At 65.9% G+C, this 19,253-nt stretch carries 17 protein-coding genes; 6 read left to right on the top strand and 11 right to left on the bottom strand.

Translation table 11 applies throughout. The annotated features are described in order from the left end of the window. Positions 1–2 precede the first annotated feature (2 nt). Positions 3–1,196 carry a M20 aminoacylase family protein gene (locus AWB77_RS28030; RefSeq protein ID WP_061137715.1) on the top strand — a complete coding sequence of 398 codons (1,194 nt, stop codon included), beginning with the start codon at positions 3–5 and terminating at the stop codon, positions 1,194–1,196. 6 nt (positions 1,197–1,202) lie between these two features. Here AWB77_RS28030 and AWB77_RS28035 read toward each other — a convergent pair whose 3' ends face one another. The 5 genes from AWB77_RS28035 to AWB77_RS28050 all read right to left on the bottom strand — a co-directional run bounded on the left by AWB77_RS28035 (position 1,203) and on the right by AWB77_RS28050 (position 6,107). After that, the gene (locus AWB77_RS28035; protein ID WP_061137716.1) at positions 1,203–2,744 is read right to left on the bottom strand and encodes a methyl-accepting chemotaxis protein; all 1,542 of its coding nucleotides are present in this window, start codon (positions 2,742–2,744) and stop codon (positions 1,203–1,205) included. A 149-nt stretch (positions 2,745–2,893) separates the two neighbouring features. Then, complete coding sequence (locus AWB77_RS36530) at positions 2,894–3,055, bottom strand: hypothetical protein (protein ID WP_167354188.1); 162 nt, start codon at positions 3,053–3,055, stop codon at positions 2,894–2,896. 27 nt (positions 3,056–3,082) lie between these two features. Beyond that, positions 3,083–3,679: a glycosyltransferase family 9 protein gene (locus tag AWB77_RS28040; protein ID WP_061137717.1), complete on the bottom strand. Its 597-nt coding sequence runs from the start codon at positions 3,677–3,679 to the stop codon at positions 3,083–3,085. A 303-nt stretch (positions 3,680–3,982) separates the two neighbouring features. Continuing rightward, positions 3,983–4,477 carry a hypothetical protein gene (locus AWB77_RS28045; protein WP_061137718.1) on the bottom strand — a complete coding sequence of 165 codons (495 nt, stop codon included), beginning with the start codon at positions 4,475–4,477 and terminating at the stop codon, positions 3,983–3,985. Between the two features lie 130 nt (positions 4,478–4,607). Next, on the bottom strand, positions 4,608–6,107 hold the full coding sequence (locus tag AWB77_RS28050; RefSeq protein ID WP_061137719.1) for a UdgX family uracil-DNA binding protein: 1,500 nt from the start codon (positions 6,105–6,107) through the stop codon (positions 4,608–4,610). Positions 6,108–6,332: 225 nt separating this feature from the next. On the opposite strand from AWB77_RS28050, the gene AWB77_RS28055 reads away from it, so the two are divergent. Continuing rightward, positions 6,333–7,037 carry a glycosyltransferase family 2 protein gene (locus AWB77_RS28055; protein ID WP_061137720.1) on the top strand — a complete coding sequence of 235 codons (705 nt, stop codon included), beginning with the start codon at positions 6,333–6,335 and terminating at the stop codon, positions 7,035–7,037. Positions 7,038–7,045: 8 nt separating this feature from the next. Here the strand turns inward: AWB77_RS28055 and AWB77_RS28060 are convergent, their stop codons facing one another. The 6 genes from AWB77_RS28060 to AWB77_RS28085 all read right to left on the bottom strand — a co-directional run bounded on the left by AWB77_RS28060 (position 7,046) and on the right by AWB77_RS28085 (position 13,890). Next, positions 7,046–7,633, bottom strand: coding sequence for a nucleotidyltransferase family protein (locus AWB77_RS28060; RefSeq protein WP_061137721.1), 588 nt, complete (start codon positions 7,631–7,633; stop codon positions 7,046–7,048). 113 nt (positions 7,634–7,746) lie between these two features. Next, positions 7,747–9,969, bottom strand: a complete 2,223-nt coding sequence (locus tag AWB77_RS28065) for a xanthine dehydrogenase family protein molybdopterin-binding subunit (protein WP_061137722.1) — start codon at positions 9,967–9,969, stop codon at positions 7,747–7,749. Then, positions 9,966–10,955 carry an FAD binding domain-containing protein gene (locus tag AWB77_RS28070; RefSeq protein ID WP_061137723.1) on the bottom strand — a complete coding sequence of 330 codons (990 nt, stop codon included), beginning with the start codon at positions 10,953–10,955 and terminating at the stop codon, positions 9,966–9,968. Before AWB77_RS28070 ends, AWB77_RS28065 begins: the two co-directional genes overlap by 4 nt. A gap of 10 nt (positions 10,956–10,965) precedes the next feature. Continuing rightward, entirely contained in the window at positions 10,966–11,661 is a 696-nt protein-coding gene (locus AWB77_RS28075) for a (2Fe-2S)-binding protein (RefSeq protein ID WP_061137724.1), read from the bottom strand. Between the two features lie 369 nt (positions 11,662–12,030). Next, complete coding sequence (locus AWB77_RS28080; protein WP_061137725.1) at positions 12,031–12,546, bottom strand: isochorismatase family protein; 516 nt, start codon at positions 12,544–12,546, stop codon at positions 12,031–12,033. A 3-nt stretch (positions 12,547–12,549) separates the two neighbouring features. Then, positions 12,550–13,890 (bottom strand): hypothetical protein, encoded by a 1,341-nt coding sequence (locus AWB77_RS28085; RefSeq protein ID WP_061137747.1) that lies wholly within the window; start codon positions 13,888–13,890, stop codon positions 12,550–12,552. A gap of 61 nt (positions 13,891–13,951) precedes the next feature. Between AWB77_RS28085 and AWB77_RS28090 the strand changes: the two genes are divergently transcribed. The 4 genes from AWB77_RS28090 (at position 13,952) to AWB77_RS28105 (ending at position 18,768) form a co-directional block, all read left to right on the top strand. Then, the gene (locus AWB77_RS28090) at positions 13,952–14,386 is read left to right on the top strand and encodes a GFA family protein (RefSeq protein WP_061137726.1); all 435 of its coding nucleotides are present in this window, start codon (positions 13,952–13,954) and stop codon (positions 14,384–14,386) included. Further along, positions 14,383–15,294, top strand: coding sequence for a DUF72 domain-containing protein (locus AWB77_RS28095; protein WP_061137727.1), 912 nt, complete (start codon positions 14,383–14,385; stop codon positions 15,292–15,294). Before AWB77_RS28090 ends, AWB77_RS28095 begins: the two co-directional genes overlap by 4 nt. 150 nt (positions 15,295–15,444) lie before the next feature. Then, on the top strand, positions 15,445–17,019 hold the full coding sequence (locus AWB77_RS28100; protein ID WP_061137728.1) for a S53 family peptidase: 1,575 nt from the start codon (positions 15,445–15,447) through the stop codon (positions 17,017–17,019). 108 nt (positions 17,020–17,127) lie between these two features. Then, complete coding sequence (locus AWB77_RS28105; protein ID WP_244158678.1) at positions 17,128–18,768, top strand: S10 family peptidase; 1,641 nt, start codon at positions 17,128–17,130, stop codon at positions 18,766–18,768. The last annotated feature ends 485 nt before the right edge of the window (positions 18,769–19,253 follow it).

The raw sequence follows: 19,253 nt of genomic DNA on the forward strand, positions 1-19,253 counted from the left end.
CCATGACGACTTCGTCCGACCAACACTTCACCGTCATCGCCGATCTCGCAGACGACGCGCCGTCGCTGCGCGAGCTTCGTCATGACATTCATCGTCATCCGGAGCTCTCGTACGAAGAGACGCGCACCGCCGCGCTCGTCGCCGACCGGCTCGAGGATTGGGGCTGGACGGTGACGCGCGGCGTCGGCGGAACGGGCGTCGTCGGCACGTTGAGGGCGGGCGACGGCACGAAGAGCATCGGCCTGCGCGCCGACATGGACGCGCTGCCGATCATCGAGCAGAGCGGCAAGCCCTGGGCGAGCGAGACGCACGGCAAGATGCACGCATGCGGTCACGACGGCCACACGACGATGCTGCTCGGCGCGGCGCGTCATCTCGCGCGCACCCGTAATTTCAACGGCACGGTGCATCTGTATTTTCAGCCGGCGGAAGAGCACGGCGTGCCGAGCGGCGCGCAGAAGATGATCGAAGAGGGCTTGTTCGAGCGCTTTCATTGCGATGCCGTGTTCGGCGTGCACAACCATCCCGGCGCGCAGCCCGGCACGTTCCTGTTCCGCAAGGGGCCGTTCATGGCGGCGGGCGATCAGGTGTCGATCGTGATCGAAGGCGTTGGCGGGCACGCGGCGCGGCCGCACCTGTCGGTCGATCCGGTCGTCGTGACGGCGAGCATCGTGATGGCGCTGCAGACGATCGTCGCGCGCAACGTCGATCCGGCGCAGCCGGCCGTCGTCACCGTCGGTTCGATGCACGCGGGAACGGTGAACAACGTCATCCCGAATCGTGCGACGCTCGAACTGTCCGTGCGCTCGTTCGATCCGAAAGTGCGCGAGTTGCTCAGGCGCCGCATCAAGGAACTGGTCGAGTCGCAGGCCGCGAGCTACGGCGCGAGCGCGATGGTGAGGTATCTGGAAGGCTATCCGGTCGTCGTGAATTCGGACGCGGAAACCGAGTTCGCGATTCAGGTGGCGCGCGAACTGGTCGGCGAGGACAACGTCGTCGCGCACGCCGATCTGCTGATGGGCAGCGAAGACTTTGCGTTCATGCTGCAGGAACGGCCGGGCTCGTTCCTGCGTCTGGGCAACGGTGCGGGCGAGGACGGCTGCATGGTCCACAACCCGCACTACGACTTCAACGACAAGAATCTGCCGGTCGGCGCGGCTTACTGGGCGCGTCTCGTCGAGCGATTCCTGGTGTGATGGACATCACGCCGGCAACCTGAAACTCCCGATCGCCTCGCGCAGCACATCGACCTGATCCTTCAGCGAATGCGCGGCGGCGGCGGCTTCCTCGACGAGCGCGGCGTTTTGCTGCGTCACCTGATCCATCTCGACGACCGCGCGGTTCACCTGTTCGATGCCCGCGCTCTGCTCGCGCGACGCGTGGCTGATCTCGTCGAGAATCTCGTTCACGCGGCGCACCGATTGCACGATTTCCGTCATCGTCGCGCCCGCGTTCGTCACGAGCGATGCGCCTTGCTCGACCGTCTGCGTCGACGTTTCGATGAGTGCCTTGATTTCCTTCGCCGCCGTCGCCGAACGTTGCGCGAGGCTGCGCACTTCCGCCGCGACAACCGCGAAGCCGCGTCCCTGTTCGCCCGCGCGCGCCGCTTCGACCGCCGCATTCAGCGCGAGAATATTCGTCTGGAACGCGATGCCGTCGATCACGCCGATGATGTCGCCGATCTGCTGCGAACTCGCCGTGATGCGCGTCATCGTGTCGATCACGTCGTCGACGACGCCGCTGCCGCGCGTCGCCACGTCCGCCGCCTGCTCCGCGAGACGCGCGGCCTGCGCGGCGCTTTCCGCGTTGTTCTTCACGTTCGCGGTCATCTGATCCATGCTCGACGCGGTCTGCACGAGCGCCGCGGCCTGTTCCTCGGTGCGTTGCGAGAGATCGGTGTTGCCCGCCGCGATCTCCGAGGCGCCCACGTTGATGTTGTCCGTGCCGCTGCGCACGCGCGAGACCGTCTCGACGAGGCCGCGCTGCATCACGGCGAGTGCGTGCAAAAGACTCGTCGTGTCGTTTGGATGAAGCTCGACGCTGCTCGTCAGATCGCCGCGCGCGATGCGATGCGCCGCGCCGACCGCAAGCTCCAGCTCGCCGCCGAGATTGCGCTTGATACTGCGCAGCACGATCAGCATCGCGGCCGTCGCGAAGCCGCCGAGCACCGCCGTGATCGCGAGCCAGCGCAGCGCGCTCGCCCAGAACGCGCTTTGCACGTCGTCCATGTACATGCCGGTGACGAGATACCAGTCCCACTGCGCGAAACGCTGCGCGTAGGAGAGCTTGCCGACCGGCTTGTCGCTGCCGGGCTTCGGCCACAGATAGCTGATGAAGCCGCCGCCGGTTTGATCGCCGGCCTTCACGATATCGACGAACAGGCGATTGCCCGCCGGATCGGTGTAAGTCGACAGATCCTTGCCGTTCATGGCCGGCTTGATCGGATGCATGACCATCGTCGGATGCGAATCGTTGATCGACAGATAGCCGTCCGTGCCGTAGCGGATCGCGCCGACCACTTCCAGCGCGCGCTTTTTCGCTTCGTCTTCGGTGATCGTCTTGTTCGCGGCGAGCGCAGCATAGTGCGCGGTGACGGCGTAGGCCTCGTTGACGAGCGTCTTTAGCTGCTCCTTGCGGTCGTCGATCATCGACGTCCGGTTCTGCCACGCTCCGATGATCCCGATCGCGATCAAGCCGATCCACAGCACGGCGATCAGCGAGCCGAGCTTTTTGTTCAACGTCATTCTGTTCATGTTGCGCCCGTCGCCTCTTTGCGTTGATTTCGCGTTGATTTCGCGTGGTCTTTGCGACGGCGCACGCCGCCGCATGCCCGCTTTACGGCAGGCCCGGGCGGTGCGTGTAGGGCGGGAATTCCCGTAGGGAAAGCGTCAGGTCAGAGACGCAGAATCGGATCCTTGTCGGGCGGCGCTTCGGGATGCTGCGGCTCGTCCGGCCGATGCCCCGGCGAGGGCGGCGTGAGCGGATCGGCCTCGGGATCGCGGTTCGGGTCCGCGACGGGATCCGGAACGGGATTGGTCTGCATGTCGTATTTCATGATGTCCCCCGAAAAGTTATGTCGACGCTACGCGGACGCGTGCGCAGCCGGCATGTGCAGCGTGAACGGCTCGCCCGGATGCGCGTCGCCGGTATTCGAGAGCGCGGCGCGGGCGCGGGCCGCGATCGCGTCGCTGCCGGTATCGCGCGGATGCTCGTCGAGGACGATATGCGGCGTGCCGAGCGCGCGGGCGGCGGCGACGGGCGAGGACGCTTCGGCGTCGTCGGACAGGAGCAGGCGCGCGTTCGCGATCAGCCGCGGCAGCGTGGCCGGCGCGACGGCGCCCGCGAGAAAGAGCGCGGCCGACTGCATCGCGCCGAGGACGCCGGCGGTGCGCTCGGGATCGGGCGCGTCGCCGACGATCGCGATCTGCCAGCCATCGGCGGCGAGCTGGTCGGCGACATCGGCATAACATTCGGCGGGCCAGGCGGGCGCGGCGTGATGGCTGCCCGGATGGATCAGCACGAGGCGCTCGCGCTCGATGCCGTGAAAGGCGGCGAGTTCGTCGTAGTCGTCGCTGCGCGCGGATTCGGCTGCGTGCGCGCGCGGCGGCGCGCTGGGCTCGTCGGGGACGAGCGCCGTCGTGAGGTCGTCGCTCAGCGTGGAAAGGGGATTGGCTCGCATCTTGGCTCCTGCAAGTGGCGTGGCCTCGTTCGATCTGGCAAATCGCGCGGGGCCGGCGCTTGGCAAGCAGCCGTCATGCCCGCGGCGTCCCGGCCGCTTCCTGACTGGCGGCGCGCGCGCCGTCGACACGGATTGCGTCTCGAAGCGTGACAGTCTGAGCGCCGGTTGCGGCATCTGTCACGTATTGAAGGAGGCGCCGGCGCGCTCGTCAAGGCGCGAAGTTTTCAGCGGCGATGTAAAAAAGCCGCCGTCTCGCGATGGCGAGGCGGCGGCTTCGATGCGGCGTGCGCGAAAGAGCGGCGCTCAGGTTTCCGTGTTGCCGTCGTCGGCGGGCAGGGTTTTCGGCGTGAACGCTTCGGCGCGGCGGCGGATGCCGTCGACTTCGCCGGCCACGAACGTGCGCTTGTCGGCGGCGAGCGCTTCCTGATATGACACGCCTTCCGGCACGCGATGAAGCAGCGCGCGCAGTTCGCCTTGCGTCGTCTGCTCGACGGGCTCGTAGTCGTACAGACCGAGTTCGAGTTCGGCGCGTTCGTGCAGGATGAACAGACACGAGGCGAACACGGCGACGCCGAGCACTTCCTGCACGCCGAAGCGGAATTCGTGCGGCACCGGCGAGAACGGCAGCCACGCGATGAGCGCGACGCCCGCGAGCGCCACTGCGATGGTCACGTTGAGCAGCAATTGCAGACGCGCGACGATGCGCTCGCGTTCGGTCTGCAGTTGCCCGGCCGATTTCGGCACGAGCGCAGTGAGCGATTGTTGACGGCGGAGTTCTTCGAGCGGGAGAGCGGCCATGGAGGTTGTCGTCGGGACCATCGATGAGCGCCAGAGCGGCGCGACACGGATATAACGCGCGGCTTACAGGAACGTTGACGGCGCTTTCGTCTTGTTGCGTCCTGTTTCGTCCTGTTGCATTTGCCGGCGTTCAGCGCGTGCGGTCCTTTACCGGCGTGCGGATGGTCGCGGTGCCGTCGGCGATCTGCTGCGCGAAGACGAGCGCCTCGACGATCGTTCCGAAGACTTCCGCGCGCACGTGGTCGTCGGTCAGGCGCATCAGATACGACGGGTGATACGTCGGCACGATGATGTGCCCCTTGTGCTCGATGGTCTTGCCGAGATACTCGGACAGCGCCGTGCGATGCCCCGTGAGCGCCTTCAGCGCCGTCGCCCCGAGCGCGACCACGACTTTCGGTCCGATGCGCTTCAGTTCTTCGTCGAGCCAGTAGCGGCAGGCTTCGCGTTCGCGCTGCGCGGGCGCGAGATGCGCGCGTTCCTCGCCCTGCGCTTCCCATTTGAAATGCTTCACCGCGTTCGTCAGATAAAGCGATTCGCGCGCGATCTGCGCCTCCGCGAGCGCTTCGTCGAGCAGCTTGCCCGCCTGGCCGACGAACGGCTTGCCCTCGCGGTCCTCCTGATCGCCCGGCTGCTCGCCGACGAGCATCACGCGGGCGTCGCCGGGGCCGATGCCCGCCACGGCCTGCGTCGCGTTGCGCCAGAGCGCGCAGCGCCTGCATGCATCGAGCGACGGCGGCTCGGTCAGCATCGTGCCCTTGATCGGCTCGAGATCCGTGTTGATGGCCACTTCCATGTCCGACGGCACGTTGCGCGGATGGCGGTCGCGCCGCGAATAGGGATCGGCGCGGGAAATGAGCGCGGGATCGGTGCGTGCGTTTTCCGGGCTTTTCCAGTAGCGCACCGGCATATGCGACGCCATTTCAGCGGCGTTCGCCTGCGCCGGTGCAAACGTGCTCTCGTAATACGCGAGCCACAGCGCCTCGATCGCGTCGCCGCTCACGGCCTCGCCGCTCATCGCGGTGTCGCCGAAGTCCATTGGCTTTTCTTCCGGCTCGCTCGTGCGGTCCACGCGCAGCAGCGCGCCGTCCCAGAACGCGGCGCCGTGAGGCGTGGCGATCATCCACGTGGCGTTGCCCATGCGCGTGGCGAAATGCAGCGCGGCGTGCTCCAGCACGTCATGCACCGGCTCGAACCAGCTGATGAACTCGGGCGGCCCGAGCGACGAATCCCGATGCCGGAAGCGCAGCACCTTGCGCATTTCGGTTTCTTCGGCTTCGACCGATTCGATCATCCGCCGCAGCCGATGCCCGTCCGCATCTTCCGGCGAGGCGATTGCGCGGTCGCCCTGAGTCCAGCGCCACAGCGCCTTGTAGAGAAACGGCCAGCGGTCCGGCGCGCGATAGCACGCCGCCGTTTCGAGCATGGCGAGAAATTCGCGCGCGACCTTGACCGGCTTCTTCGCGTTCGGATCCGACGAGCCGCGCGGGGACGCGGCGACCGAGCCGAACACGGTTGCCGATGCATCGGTTTCGAGCCACACCACGTCTTCCGGGCGCGCGTCCTCCATGAGGAGCTCGCGCGCCCGGGTACGCCATGCAACGAACGACGGATCGATGGTGACGCTTTTCATCGGCGAGCGGAATCAGAAAAGTACTGTATATTCATACAGTAATTCTAGCGATTTCCGCGGCTTTTCAGCAACTATTTAGAGACGATCGTGCCCTTTGAGACGCTATAGCACGGCTGGCAGGGCAGCGGGCGCGGTGACTGGCGGGCGATAGGAACGGTCATTGCTGAAATTCATCCATCGCGGCATTCGATTGCCTGCGCCGACATTCACATACGGAGCCGCCTTATGCTTGCCATCGTCATCCCTGCCCATAACGAAGCCGCGCATATCGGCACATGCGTGGCGGCCGCGCGTCGCGCAGCGGACCATCACCAGTTGCTGGGCGAGGCGGTGCGGGTGATCGTCGTCGCCGATGCCTGTACCGACGCCACCGCCGATATCGCGCGCGCGCTCGGTGCGGAGGTGACGTGTATCGACGCGCGCAACGTCGGCATTGCGCGCTCGCATGGCGCAGAGCGGGCGCTGGCGCTGGGCGCGCGCTGGCTCGCCTTCACCGATGCCGATACGACCGTCGCCGAAGACTGGCTCGTGCGCCAGCTCGACTGCTGCGCGGACGCGGTGTGCGGCGTGATCGGCGTGCACGACTGGTCGCCGCATATCGGCGCGGTGCGCGAGCACTTCGGGCGCACTTATACCGATGCGGACGGGCATCGGCATATTCATGGCGCGAACATGGGCGTGTCGGCGCAAGCGTATGTGCGGGCGGGCGGATTCGCGCCGCTGGAAACGAGCGAGGACGTGGCGCTCGTCGAGGCGCTGATCGCGGCCGGCGCGCGTATCGAGTGGAGCGCGTCGCCGCGCGTGGTGACGAGCGCGCGGACGGATTTTCGGGCGAAGAAGGGCTTCGGCGCGACGCTGCTCGAAGTCAGCAAACGCTATCTGCCGATTGGCGCCGATGCCGCGGATTCGACGGAGGCGATCGCGGCCTGAGTATCGGCCTAGGCCTGTCCGAGATCGCTTGGAAGATCCACGTCGCGCAGTATGTTCGGATCGTCGACATCGACGACGAACGGCTTGTGCATCGTGAAGATGCCGCGCGCGCCGGTATCGCCGTCGAGCGCGGCGAGCCCTTCGCGATGCGCCATGCCGAAACCCACGGGATGTCCGCGCTTGCCGCGAAAAAAGGGCGCCGCGAGCGCTTCGCCGCCATCGACCGCGCGTGCGACCGCTTCATACGACGACGCTTCGATCCACGGCATGTCGCCCAGCGCGACGAGCCAGCCATCGGCATCGGATGTTGCCCGCACGGCCGCGGCGAGCGTCGCGCCCATGCCGCGCTCGGCGTCGATGCTGAAGATGACGTTGCAGCCTGCTTCGTTGATGACGTCGGCGAGCTTTTCGGCGCCGGGCCGCACGACCGCGATCACTTCGGCGCACACCGCGAGCAGCCGGCGCGCAGACTGGAACACGACCGGCGTGCCGTCGGGCAGGGTGGCGAGCAGCTTGTTGTGGAGTCCGGACGGGTCGAAGCGGGTGCCGAGGCCGGCCGCCAGCAGGATGCCGGTCGCGTTCGACGAATAGGTCATCGCGGCTGCTCGTGTGGGGAAAGGGGAATTGTGCGGGGCAACGAAAATCGTCGCAAGCACAAAAAAACGCGCGGCGCTTCCCACAAGCACCGCGCGCGTTTCATCCCTTCCCCTCAAACCATCGTCGGCGGCAACACCTTATCCAGCGTGATCGGCAGATCCCGCACCCGCACGCCCGTCGCGTGATACACCGCATTGCCGAGCGCGCCCGCCACGCCGGTAATGCCGATTTCGCCGATCCCCCGCGCGCCGTGCGGATTGATATGCGGATCCGGCTCGCCAACGAACGCGATATCCAGCATCCCGATATCCGCGTTCACCGGCACGTGATACTCCGCGAGATTCGCGTTCGTGTAGCGCCCATAACGCGCGTCCAGTTCGCTTTTCTCGAGAAGCGCCGAGCCGACGCCCCACACGATCCCGCCCATCAACTGGCTATGCGCGGTCTTCTCGTTGAAGAGTGTGCCGACGTCGTACACGCCGACGATGCGCGGCACGCGCACGATGCCTAAGTCCGCATCGACGTGCACTTCCGCGAACACCGCGCCGAACGAGTGAAACGAGTACTGCTTTTTCTCGTCGCCGGGCTTGGTCGTGGCGACCGCTTCGATCGGCTTGCCGCCGTTGCGCGCGATGATCGCCGCCGCCGGATCGCGCCGGTCCGGATTCGACACGCTCACGACCCAGCCGTTGTTCACCGTCACGTCCTCGCGCGCAAGACCGTTGACCGGCGACGCGCGATCCGCGAGCGCCATCGCGACGAGCTGATCGCGTGCCTGCATCGACGCCGCCCGCACCGCCGGCGACACGCTCGCCGCCGATTGCGAGCCGCCCGATACCGGCGCCTTCGGCAACGACGAATCGCCGAGCGCGAAGCGCACGTAGTCGAGCGGAAAGCCGAGCGCGTCGGCGGCGACCTGCGTCATGATCGTGTAAGTGCCGGTGCCGAGATCCTGCGTGCCGGACGCGACCATCGCGGTGCCGTCGGGCAGGATGCGCGCCACCGCCGACGCCTCGCTGCGGTTCGCGGGATACGTCGCCGTCGCCATGCCCCAGCCGATGAGCGTGTTGCCCTCGCGCATCGAACGCGGCGCGTGATTGCGCTTCGACCATCCAAAGGTCTCCGCGCCGCGCCGGTAGCATTCGAGCAGCGCCTTCTCCGACCACGGCTTCTTCTCCTGCGGTTCCATGTTCGCGTGGTTTTTCAGGCGGAACGCGAGCGGGTCCATCTTCAACTGATACGCCATCTCGTCCATCGCGGTTTCGAGCGCGAACGAGCCGCTCGTCTCGCCGGGCGCGCGCATGAACGTCGGCGTGCCGATGTCGAGCTTCACGAGCTTGTGCGACGTCGACTGGTTCGGCACCGCGTACAACATGCGCGTGACGATCGCGGAGCTTTCGGTCCAGTCCTCGAACGTCGACGTCGTCGAAATGACGTCGTGACGCATGCCCGTCATGGTGCCGTCGTCGCGCGCGCTGACTTCGATGCGCTGCTCGGTGAACGGCCGGTTGCCGACCATGCCGAACATCTGCGGCCGCTCCAGCACGAGCTTGACGGGGCGCCCGGTCTGCTTCGACGCCATCGCCGCCAGCACGACGTGCGACCACGCCGAGCCCTTGCAGCCGAAGCCGCCGCCGACGAACGGGCAGATCACGCGCACGTGGTCGTCCGGAATGCCGAAGAACTTCGCGACCGCGCTTCTCGCGCCGGACACGCCTTGCGTCGCATCGTAGAGCGTGAGGTTCGGGCCATCCCAGCGCGCGAGCGTCGCGTGCGGTTCCATCGGATTGTGATGTTCGTAGGGCGTCGTATAGACGGCGTTCAGGCGCGTCGGTCCCTGGCGCAAGCCGGCGTCGACGTCGCCGCGCTTCGTCGTGATCGCGCGTCCCATCATCTTGTCCGGCTGATACGCGGACGCCTTCGCGCGAGCGAAATCGGCATTGGGCATCGCGGCTTCGTAGCGCACCGCGACATGGCGCGCCGCGTCCTGCGCGTGCTCCAGCGTATCGGCGACGACGACCGCCACCGGCTCGTTGCTGTAACGCACCTCGTTGGTCTGCAGGAGCGTGAGCTTGCGCACGGCGGGCGGCTGCGCGTCGGGAACGCCGTTGTTCGGCAGACGCATCGCGTTCTGGTACGTCATCACGAGCAGCACGCCGGGCAGCGCCTGCGCGCGGCTCGTATCGATCGACGCGATACGGCCCTTCGCGACCGTGCTCGTGACGAGCACCGCATGCGCGAGCTTCGCGTCGGTGTTGTCGGCCGAGTAGCGCGCCTGGCCCGTGACCTTCAGCACGCCGTCCGTGCGATCCAGCGGTTTTCCGATGACACTCATGCGGCACCTCCGGCCTGTTGAACCGCGCGCACGATCGCGCGCTGCGCGAGCGCGATCTTGAACGCGTTGTCGCGCTGCGCCTGCGCGCCTTGCACCGCGAGTGCGGCAGCGGTCTGCAGCGTGGTTTTATCGAGCGATGCGCCGACGAGCGCGCGTTCGGTCGCGTTCGCACGCCACGGCTTGTGCGCGACGCCGCCAAGCGCGATGCGCGCGCTCTTCACGGTGTTGCCGTCCATCTGCAACGCGGCCGCGACCGACACGAGCGCGAACGCGTAACTCGCGCGATCGCGCACTTTCAGATACTTCGAGTGTTCCGCGAAAGGCGGCGGCGGCAGATCGACCGATGTGATCAGCTCGCCGGCCTGCAAGGTCGTGTCGAGATCGGGCCTGTCGCCCGGCAGCCGATGAAACTCCGCGAACGGAATCGCCCGCTCGCCATTCGGGCCGGTCACGCGCACGACGGCATCGAGCGCGGCGAGCGCGACGCTCATGTCGGACGGATTCGTCGCGATGCATTGACGGCTTGCGCCGAGAATCGCGTGCATGCGGTTATGACCGTCGATGGCCGCGCACCCGCTGCCCGGCGTGCGCTTGTTGCATTGGGGAAAGCCGGTGTCGTAGAAATACGAGCAGCGCGTGCGCTGCATGAGATTGCCGCCGACCGTCGCCATGTTGCGCAGTTGCGCCGACGCACCCGCGAGCAGCGCCTGCGACAGAAGCGGATAACGCTCGCGCACCCACGCGTGATTCGCCGCGTCGCTGTTGCGCACGAGCGCGCCCAGGCGCAGGCCGCCGTCGGGCAGGGCGGTGATGCCGTTCAATCCGTCGATGTGCGTGATGTCGACGAGCTTCATCGGCCGCATCACGCCGCCTTTCATCAGGTCGAGCAGGTTGGTGCCGCCGCCGATGAACATCGTGCCTGGCTGGCTCGCCGCCGATAGCGCCGCACCGATGTCGGCGGCGCGCTGATAGGAGATCGCGTCCATGTCGTCTCCCTCAGGCGTTGCCCGACGCGACGGCTTTCACCGCCGCGACGATGTTCGGATACGCGCCGCAGCGGCAGATGTTGCCGCTCATGCGCTCGCGGATTTCGTCGTCGGACAGTTGCGCGGGGCGAAAGCGCACGTCGGCGGTGACCGCGCTCGCGTCGCCCGCGCGGTATTCGGCGATCAGCGCGGTTGCCGAACACAACTGCCCCGGCGTGCAGTAGCCGCACTGAAAGGCGTCCTTCTCGATGAACGCGCGCTGGATCGGCGCGAGCGTGTCGCCGTCGGGCGCGAGGCCTTCGACCGTCGTCACGGATTCGCCGTCGTGCATCACGGCGAGCGTCAGACACGAGTTGATGCGCCGGCCCGACACGATCACCGTGCACGCGCCGCACTGGCCGCGATCGCAGCCCTTCTTCGTGCCGGTGAGATCGGCGTATTCGCGCAGCGCGTCGAGCAGCGTCGTACGCGCTTCGACCTGGAGTTCGTACGGATGGCCGTTGATGGTGAGCTTGACGGGCATCATCGGCACGGCGGCAGGTGTTGGCGCTGGCGCTGCGGCAGGCGTCGCAGCCTGCTGCTGCGCGTGCGCGAGCGGCGCGGCGGTGACGGCTGCCGCCGCTGCGGCGGATTGCAGGAAACGGCGGCGCGACGGCTTTTGCGCGGCATCGTCGGCGTCGTTGATGTGGGTATCGGCTGGGGACATGGCGATCGGGGGCTCCTCGCTCGTTCGGAAGGGCGTCGACGGGCTCGAGTCTTCATGGGCATTCGCTCGCGGCCGATTGCGACGGATCGGACGCGCGCGCCGGTGCTCGGGTGTGCGGGGACGCTTGAGGCGCGGATTCGTTTGTCGCCGGCAACTGTAAGGGAACCGAACGTTCGTCGATCCGCGACCGCTGAGTACAGCAAGCCGGATGCCATGCAGCGCAAGGGCGCGCGCACGCCATGCGCGCAAGGCGCTGTGCGGCAATGCGGCGGCGCTCAAACAAGTAAATGCTTCAAACCGACGATGCTTTTGCGCCGATCCTGCCGACGAAGTCCCGCGCGTTCGATGACCGGCACGCCATATACGCGCTCACTTGATGAGCGCAAGCACGTCCCGGAAACGCGGATGCGTGAAACTGCCGAGCCAGCCGAAGACCGCGGTTTCGACGGTCGTGAGCCGCGCGCCGTCCTGTTTCGCCCTTTCGAGCGCGACGGCGCGATCCTCGGCGCGGCGCGACGCCACTGCGTCCGCCACGCATTCCACGCGATAGCCGAGCCGCAGCAGCCCCAGCATCGTCAGAAGCACGCAGACATGCGCCTCCGCGCCGGCGACCCATAACGTCGCGGGCGCGGGCGGCAGCGCATCGGCGAAGGCGGGCGCGAACGTCGCATCGAAGGTGTGCTTTTCGATGACCTTCGCGGTTCGGAGATCGTCGCGCAAGGCGTCGACGGTTGCGCCGAGCCGCTGCGGATTCTGCTCCGTGCAGACGACCGGCACGTCGAGCAGCGTCGCCGCGCGCAGCAACGTGCCGGCGCGCTCGGTCACACCGGCTGCGTCATTCAGATGCGGCAGCAGCCGCGCCTGCATGTCGACGATGACGAGCATCGACTACGCCTCGCTCTCCATGATCCGATCGATGAGCCGCGCGTTCTCGCCAGCCGAGCCGATGCCCGCGTGCTTGGCCATCGGCACGAAGAAGTGCGTCGCGATCGGCAGCTTCGAGCGTTCCAGCCAGTTGGTCAGATGCGCGGCGAGGCGCTTCGCCGGCGTCTTCAACTCTTCGCGCAGCACGCCCGGCAGCTTCTCGAAATGGCGCATGTCGGTCTGATATGGCTCGGGCGCGACGCATAGCGCGTTGGGCCGGCCGTCGACATCGACGGGAAGCCTCTCCAGCGCCTGATGCAGCAGCGCGACGCCGAGACCCTCGCCGCGCCACGGCTTCCTCACTTCCCACAGACTGATGTAGATGACGCGATGCGCGTTGAAGACTTCGCAGAGCTTTTCCGGGCCGAGCGCTTCGGTCGATGCGAGCGCGAGCGAAAGCATCTCGCCCGAATAGGTATCGAGCGTGTAGACGAGGTCCGCGCTGCTCGTGAGCGGCGGCACCTTGACGAGTTGCAGCCGCACCGCCGCCGCGACGATGTCGCTGCCCGCTTCGTGGAACACGGCGAACGCGGTGCCGAGGCGCTCGTCGTCGACCTGCGGATATTCGTGGCGATAGGTCATCGTGAAGAGAAACGGCCCGATCTTCTCGCGATAAGCGAGCGGTCTGTCGACGTCGTAATCGTCGACGCCGTCCAGCCCGTAAGGATCGTAGTCGCGCTTCTCGCGCCGCTCGCCATTCTGCGCGGCCGCCGCGAGCGCCGCGAGCGGGCGGCGCGATTCGGGCACGAGGTCTTCCGGCAAGCCTTCCCATGTCAGGCGCAAAAACTCCCGCCCGCCGCGATAGTGCGTTTCGAAGAGCGAGAGCACCGGCTCGCCCGCAGCCGGATCGAGGATGCGCTGGGCGCACTCGTACGCGAGGTCGAGCAGTTGATCGGCTTCGGCGGGATCGGGCGAAAGATGCGGCTCGCCGCCCTGCGGCGCAGCGGGCAAGCCTCTTGCAACGCGTTCCTTGTGAGCGAGTTCGAGCCATTCGTCGGCGGCGCGCTCGGCGATGAAGCCAGCCGCGATCCGATAGCCCGTCAGCACGATTGACTGGCCGGTGCGGCCGAGCGGAAACACGTATTCGTCGTTCATGACGTCGTCGACGGTGACGCCGCGGAAGGTTTCGCGCGGCGCGTTCGCATTCGCGGCGGCATCGAAGCGATCGTGCGACAGAACATGGGCGACGAGGTCGGATGCGGCGGGACCGAACTCCGATCCGGCGCCGGGAAGCAGCTTCAGCAAGGACAAGGTACGCGTGGTGCCTGAGGTGCTGGTGGTGCCGGTCATGCTCGATGTGCTCATGAGTGCCATCTCCGATCGTGAAGGGTTATCGTAACAAACCGCTGAATTTCGGGAGAGATCGATGAACGTTCAAAAGGACGATGAGCTGGCGACTTTGGTTCACGAAGGCGGATGCGCATGCGGCGCGTTTCGCTTTCGCGCGCAGGGCAAACCGATACGCGCGAGCATCTGCCACTGCATGACATGCCGGCAGGTGCACGGCTCCGCATTCGGAGCTTATGCGATTTACGCGCGCGGCGACGTGATGATGAGCGGCAGCCTGTCGACGTGGAAAAGCTCCGAGGAAGGGCGGCGGCACTTCTGCCCGGTGTGCGGATCGGTCGCGTACATGGAGTTCACGACGCGCGACGAAGTCGATCTGCCCTTCGGCGCATTCGACGAAACCGGCATCTTCGAGCCGGCCTACGAACTGTGGTGCAAGCATCGCGAGCCGTGGCTGCCGCAGGGCGCGCGCACCGAATACGCCGAAGAGCGTCCGCACCAGGACGCACGGTGACCGGGCGCATCCGCATCGGCATTTCCGGCTGGCGCTATGCCGGCTGGCGCGGCGTGTTCTATCCGAAGGGACTCGCGCAGGCTCGCGAACTCGAATTCGCGTCGCGCGCGGTGCAGACGGTCGAAATCAACGGCTCGCATTACTCGCTGCAGAGCGTGGCGAGCTATCGCGCGTGGCGCGACGCGACGCCCGCCGGCTTCGTCTTCAGCGTGAAAGGGCCGCGCTATCTGACCCACATGCTGCGCTTCCGCGACGAGACGGCCATCGCCGCGCTCGCGAACTTCTTCGCGTCCGGCGTGCTCGCGCTCGGAGACAAACTCGGTCCTTTCCTCTGGCAATTCCCGCCGAACTTCGCCTTTCGACCGGATGCGTTCGAGCGTTTCCTCGATCTGCTGCCGAGAAACACCGTTGCCGCGGCGCGGCTCGCGCAAGGGCACGACACGCGCGTCAAAGATCCCTGGTTCGAGCCGGGCAGAAAGCGCGCGCTGCGGCACGCGATCGAGATTCGCCATCCCAGCTTTTGCACCGATGAATTCGTGCGGCTGCTGCGCAAGCACCGCGCGGCGCTCGTCGTGTCGGATTCGGTCGCGGGCTGGCCCTATGCCGAAGACCTCACCGCCGACTTCACGTATCTGCGGCTGCACGGCAGTGAAACGCTCTACGGCGGCAGCTATAAGGACGAAGCGCTCGATGAATGGGCGCGCCGCATCGGATGCTGGGCGTCGGGCGGGCAGATCGGTGACGCGCGGCTGATTTCATCGGCGAGATCGCGCCCGCGCGCCGCCCGCGACGTGTTCTGCTACTTCGACAACGACCAGAAAGTGCGCGCCCCGTTCGATGCGAAACGCCTGATGGCGCGTCTCGGACTGACGGCATCGGCGGAAAAGCAGATCGAGACGGGCCGTTGAAGACCGGGACAAGTTTTGTCCCGCCGGAACTGCATTCTTTGGTCAACGGTCCGAGCAATTGCATTCGCGCGCGGAAAATAAGACGATAGGCGCGGCGACGGCAGGATCGTGAACCTTTGAACCTCATGGCCAACGAGGAGCATCGATACCATGACGAAGCAACCGGTGAGCGGCAGCGACAAGATTCATCCCGAAGGCGCGCAGTGCGTTGGCGCGTGCGATCCATCCGAGCAGATCGAAGTGATCGTGATGCTGCGGCGCAAGGACGAAGCGGGTTTCAGGCAGATGATGGCGCGCATCGATTCCGGCGAGGCGCCCGCGCAGGCGGTGTCGCGCGAGGAATTCGACAAGCGTTTCACCGCATCCGACGACGACGTCGCGAAGGTCAAGGCATTCGCCGCGCAATACGGCCTGACGGTCGTGCGCGCGGAGACCGAGACGCGCAGCGTCGTGCTAAAGGGCACCATCGAACAGTTCCAGAAGGCTTTCGACGTCAAGCTCGAACGCTATCAGCACCACAACATCGGCGAATATCGCGGCCGCACGGGGCCCGTGAAGGTGCCCGACGAAGTGCACGACGCCATTACCGCCGTGCTCGGGCTCGACAGCAAGCCGCAGGCGCGTCCGCACTTTCGTTTCCGTCCGCCGTTCAAGCCGGCGCGCGGCGTGACGCCGGCATCGTTCACGCCGGTCGATCTCGCGCGTCTCTACGATTTCCCCGATGGCGACGGCGCCGGCCAGTGCATCGCGATCATCGAACTGGGCGGCGGCTACCGCGACGCCGATCTCTCCGCGTACTTCTCGAAGCTCGGCGTGAAGCCGCCGAAGGTCGTGTCGGTTGGCGTGGATGGCGGCAAGAACGCGCCGACCGGCAATCCGAACGGCCCGGACGGCGAGGTGACGCTCGACATCGAGATCGCGGGCGCCATCGCGCCGGGCGCGCGCATCGCCGTGTACTTCGCGCCGAACAGCGACGCCGGTTTCGTCGATGCCGTCAACCGCGCGCTGCACGACGCGACCAACAAGCCGTCGGTGATTTCGATCAGCTGGGGCGGGCCGGAGTCGAACTGGTCGTCGCAATCGATCGGCGCATTTAATGACGTGCTGCAGAGCGCGGCGGCGCTCGGCGTGACGGTGTGCGCGGCGTCGGGCGACAGCGGCTCCACCGATGGCGTCGGCGACGGTGCGGATCACGTCGACTTTCCGGCATCGAGCCCGTACGTGCTCGGCTGCGGCGGCACGAGCCTCGCGGCGTCCGCTGCGGGCATCTCGAAGGAAGTCGTCTGGAACGACGGCGAGCAGGGCGGTTCCGGCGGTGGCGGCGTGTCGGGCGTGTTCGCGCGGCCGGTGTGGCAGAACGGCCTGTCGGTCACGCGCAACGGCCAGCGCGCAGCGCTCGCCAAGCGCGGCGTGCCGGACGTCGCGGGCGACGCGTCGCCGCAGACGGGCTACGACGTCCTGATCGACGGTGAAGACACGGTCGTCGGCGGGACGAGCGCGGTCGCGCCGCTGTGGGCCGCGCTGATCGCGCGCATCAATGCGATCAACGGCGCGCCTTCGGGCTTCGTCAACGCGAAGCTCTACAAGGCGAAGGCGGCGTTCCGCGACATCACGGAGGGCAACAACGGCAGTTTTTCGGCGGCGGCCGGTTGGGATGCGTGCACCGGCATGGGCAGTCCCGACGGCGCGAAGATCGCGGCCGCGCTGAAGTCCGCAAAAAGTTGAAGGCGTAAGACAGTGAACAACAACCACGACGACGATTCTGGAGCGATGACGATGAACTCCGATCCACTGGCAGCGAGCGGCAAACCCGCGGACGCGATAGAACCGGCGATGGCGGCCGCCGCGAAGAAAGCGCCGAAGAAGACCGCCACGGCGAAGAAGGACCAGCCGTACTTCGATCCGGTCGCGTACGGCAACGGCCCCGACGACGCGATCGCGGCCACCGAAGCCGACGAGAACGCGGCGGTCACGCATCACAGCGTGACGGTGGGCGGCGCGAAGATCGCTTATACGGCGACGGTCGGCCATCTCGTGACGGTCGATCCGAGCAGTTCGAAGCCGAGCGCGAAGATGTTTTATGTCGCGTTCACGAAGGACGGCGCGAAGGAAGAAGCGCGGCCGCTCACGTTCTTCTATAACGGCGGGCCGGGTTCGTCGTCGGTGTTCGTGCTGCTCGGCTCCTTCGCGCCCCGGCGCATCAAGACGGCGATGCCGAGCTTCACGCCGCCCGCGCCGTATCAGATGGAGGACAACCCGGACAGCCTGATCGACCGCAGCGATCTGATTTTCATCAATCCGGTCGGCACGGGCTATTCCGCCGCGATCGAGCCGAACAAGAATCGCGATTTCTGGGGCGTCGATCAGGATGCGGCTTCGATCGCGCAGTTCATCAAGCGATATTTGACGAAGAACAACCGCTGGAATTCGCCGAAGTTCCTGTTCGGCGAGTCGTACGGCACGGCGCGCAGTTGCGTGCTGGCGTACAAGCTGCACGAGGACGGCATCGATCTGAACGGCGTCACGTTGCAATCGTCGATTCTGGATTACGCGCAGGCGGGCAATCCTGTCGGCGCGCTGCCGACGGCGGCGTCGGACGCGTGGTATCACAAGAAGCTCGGCGTGCATCCGACGCCGACCAATCTGCTGAGCTTCGCGGAGGAAGTCGCGGAGTTTTCGCGCACGGACTATTTAAACGCGCTGCGCAAGTTTCCGCAGACGGACGATGAGGTGGTCGAGAAGCTGTCGGAATACACGGGCATCGACAAGGCGACGTTACTCGCATGGAGTCTCGACATCGCCGCCTACGACAGCCGCGGCAATTCGTTGTTTCTGACGACGCTGCTGAAGTCGAAGGGAGAATCACTCGGTTCTTACGATGGCCGCGTGACGGCGATTTCGACGGGCATTGCTGGCAAGATCGACCCGAACTCGGGCGGCAACGATCCGACGATGACGGCGGTGAGCGGCGTCTACACGACGATGTGGAACAGCTATCTGAACGAGCAGTTGAAGTTCACGTCGACGTCTTCATTCACCGATCTGAATGACCAGGCGTTCCTCAACTGGGACTTCAAACATACGGACCCGACGGGTGCGCAGAAGGGACTGGATTCGAAGGGTAACGTCATTCTTTACACGGCGGGCGATCTCGCGGCGGTGATGGCGTTGAACGTGGATTTGAAGGTGCTTTCCGCGAACGGGATGTATGACTTCGTGACGCCGTTCTATCAGACGATCATCGATTTGCAGCAGATGCCGCTGATCGACAAGACCGTGCGGCAGAATCTTTCGGCTACGTTTTATCCATCGGGGCATATGGTTTATCTCGATGGGGGATCGAGAACGCAGCTCAAGGCGGATCTCGCCAAGATGTATGACGACGCTGCCGGGAATCATGCGGCGATGAGCCGGATTATTGCCTTGCAGAAGGTGACTGCGGATAAGTTGGGGGCTTTGTCGCCGGTGGGTTAATTTCTTTGCTGGATCCCGTTTTCTTTGTGGTCTATTAGCGTTGCCCCTGTGCGGGGCGGCACCTACTTTCTTTGCTGCTGCAAAGAAAGTAGGCAAAGAAAGCAGCTTTTCAGGCCCGCGGTCATACGCACTTTGGGTAGTCCTCTCGTCCACGGCGGCACTCGCCTAAAGAGTGCCCTCAAACACCTAAGCGGGCTTGGATCGCGCACGGTCCGACTTGCCATTACTTTGAGCGCACTGGTTCAGCACCAAACGGTTTCGGCACAGCGCTGCGCGCTGCCGTCGGGTATGCGAGGGAAACCGATGGGACGCGAGCGCGCTCGCGTTTGCCTTGCAGAAGGTGACTGCGGATAAGTTGGGGGCTTTGTCGCCGGTGGGTTAGTTTTTTTGGCCGATCCCGATTTGTTATTGGTCTATTAGCGTTGCCCCTGTGCGGGGCGGCACCTACTTTCTTTGCTGCTGCAAAGAAAGTAGGCAAAGAAAGC

This window comes from Caballeronia fortuita (assembly GCF_001544835.2).
Lineage (GTDB): Bacteria > Pseudomonadota > Gammaproteobacteria > Burkholderiales > Burkholderiaceae > Caballeronia > Caballeronia fortuita.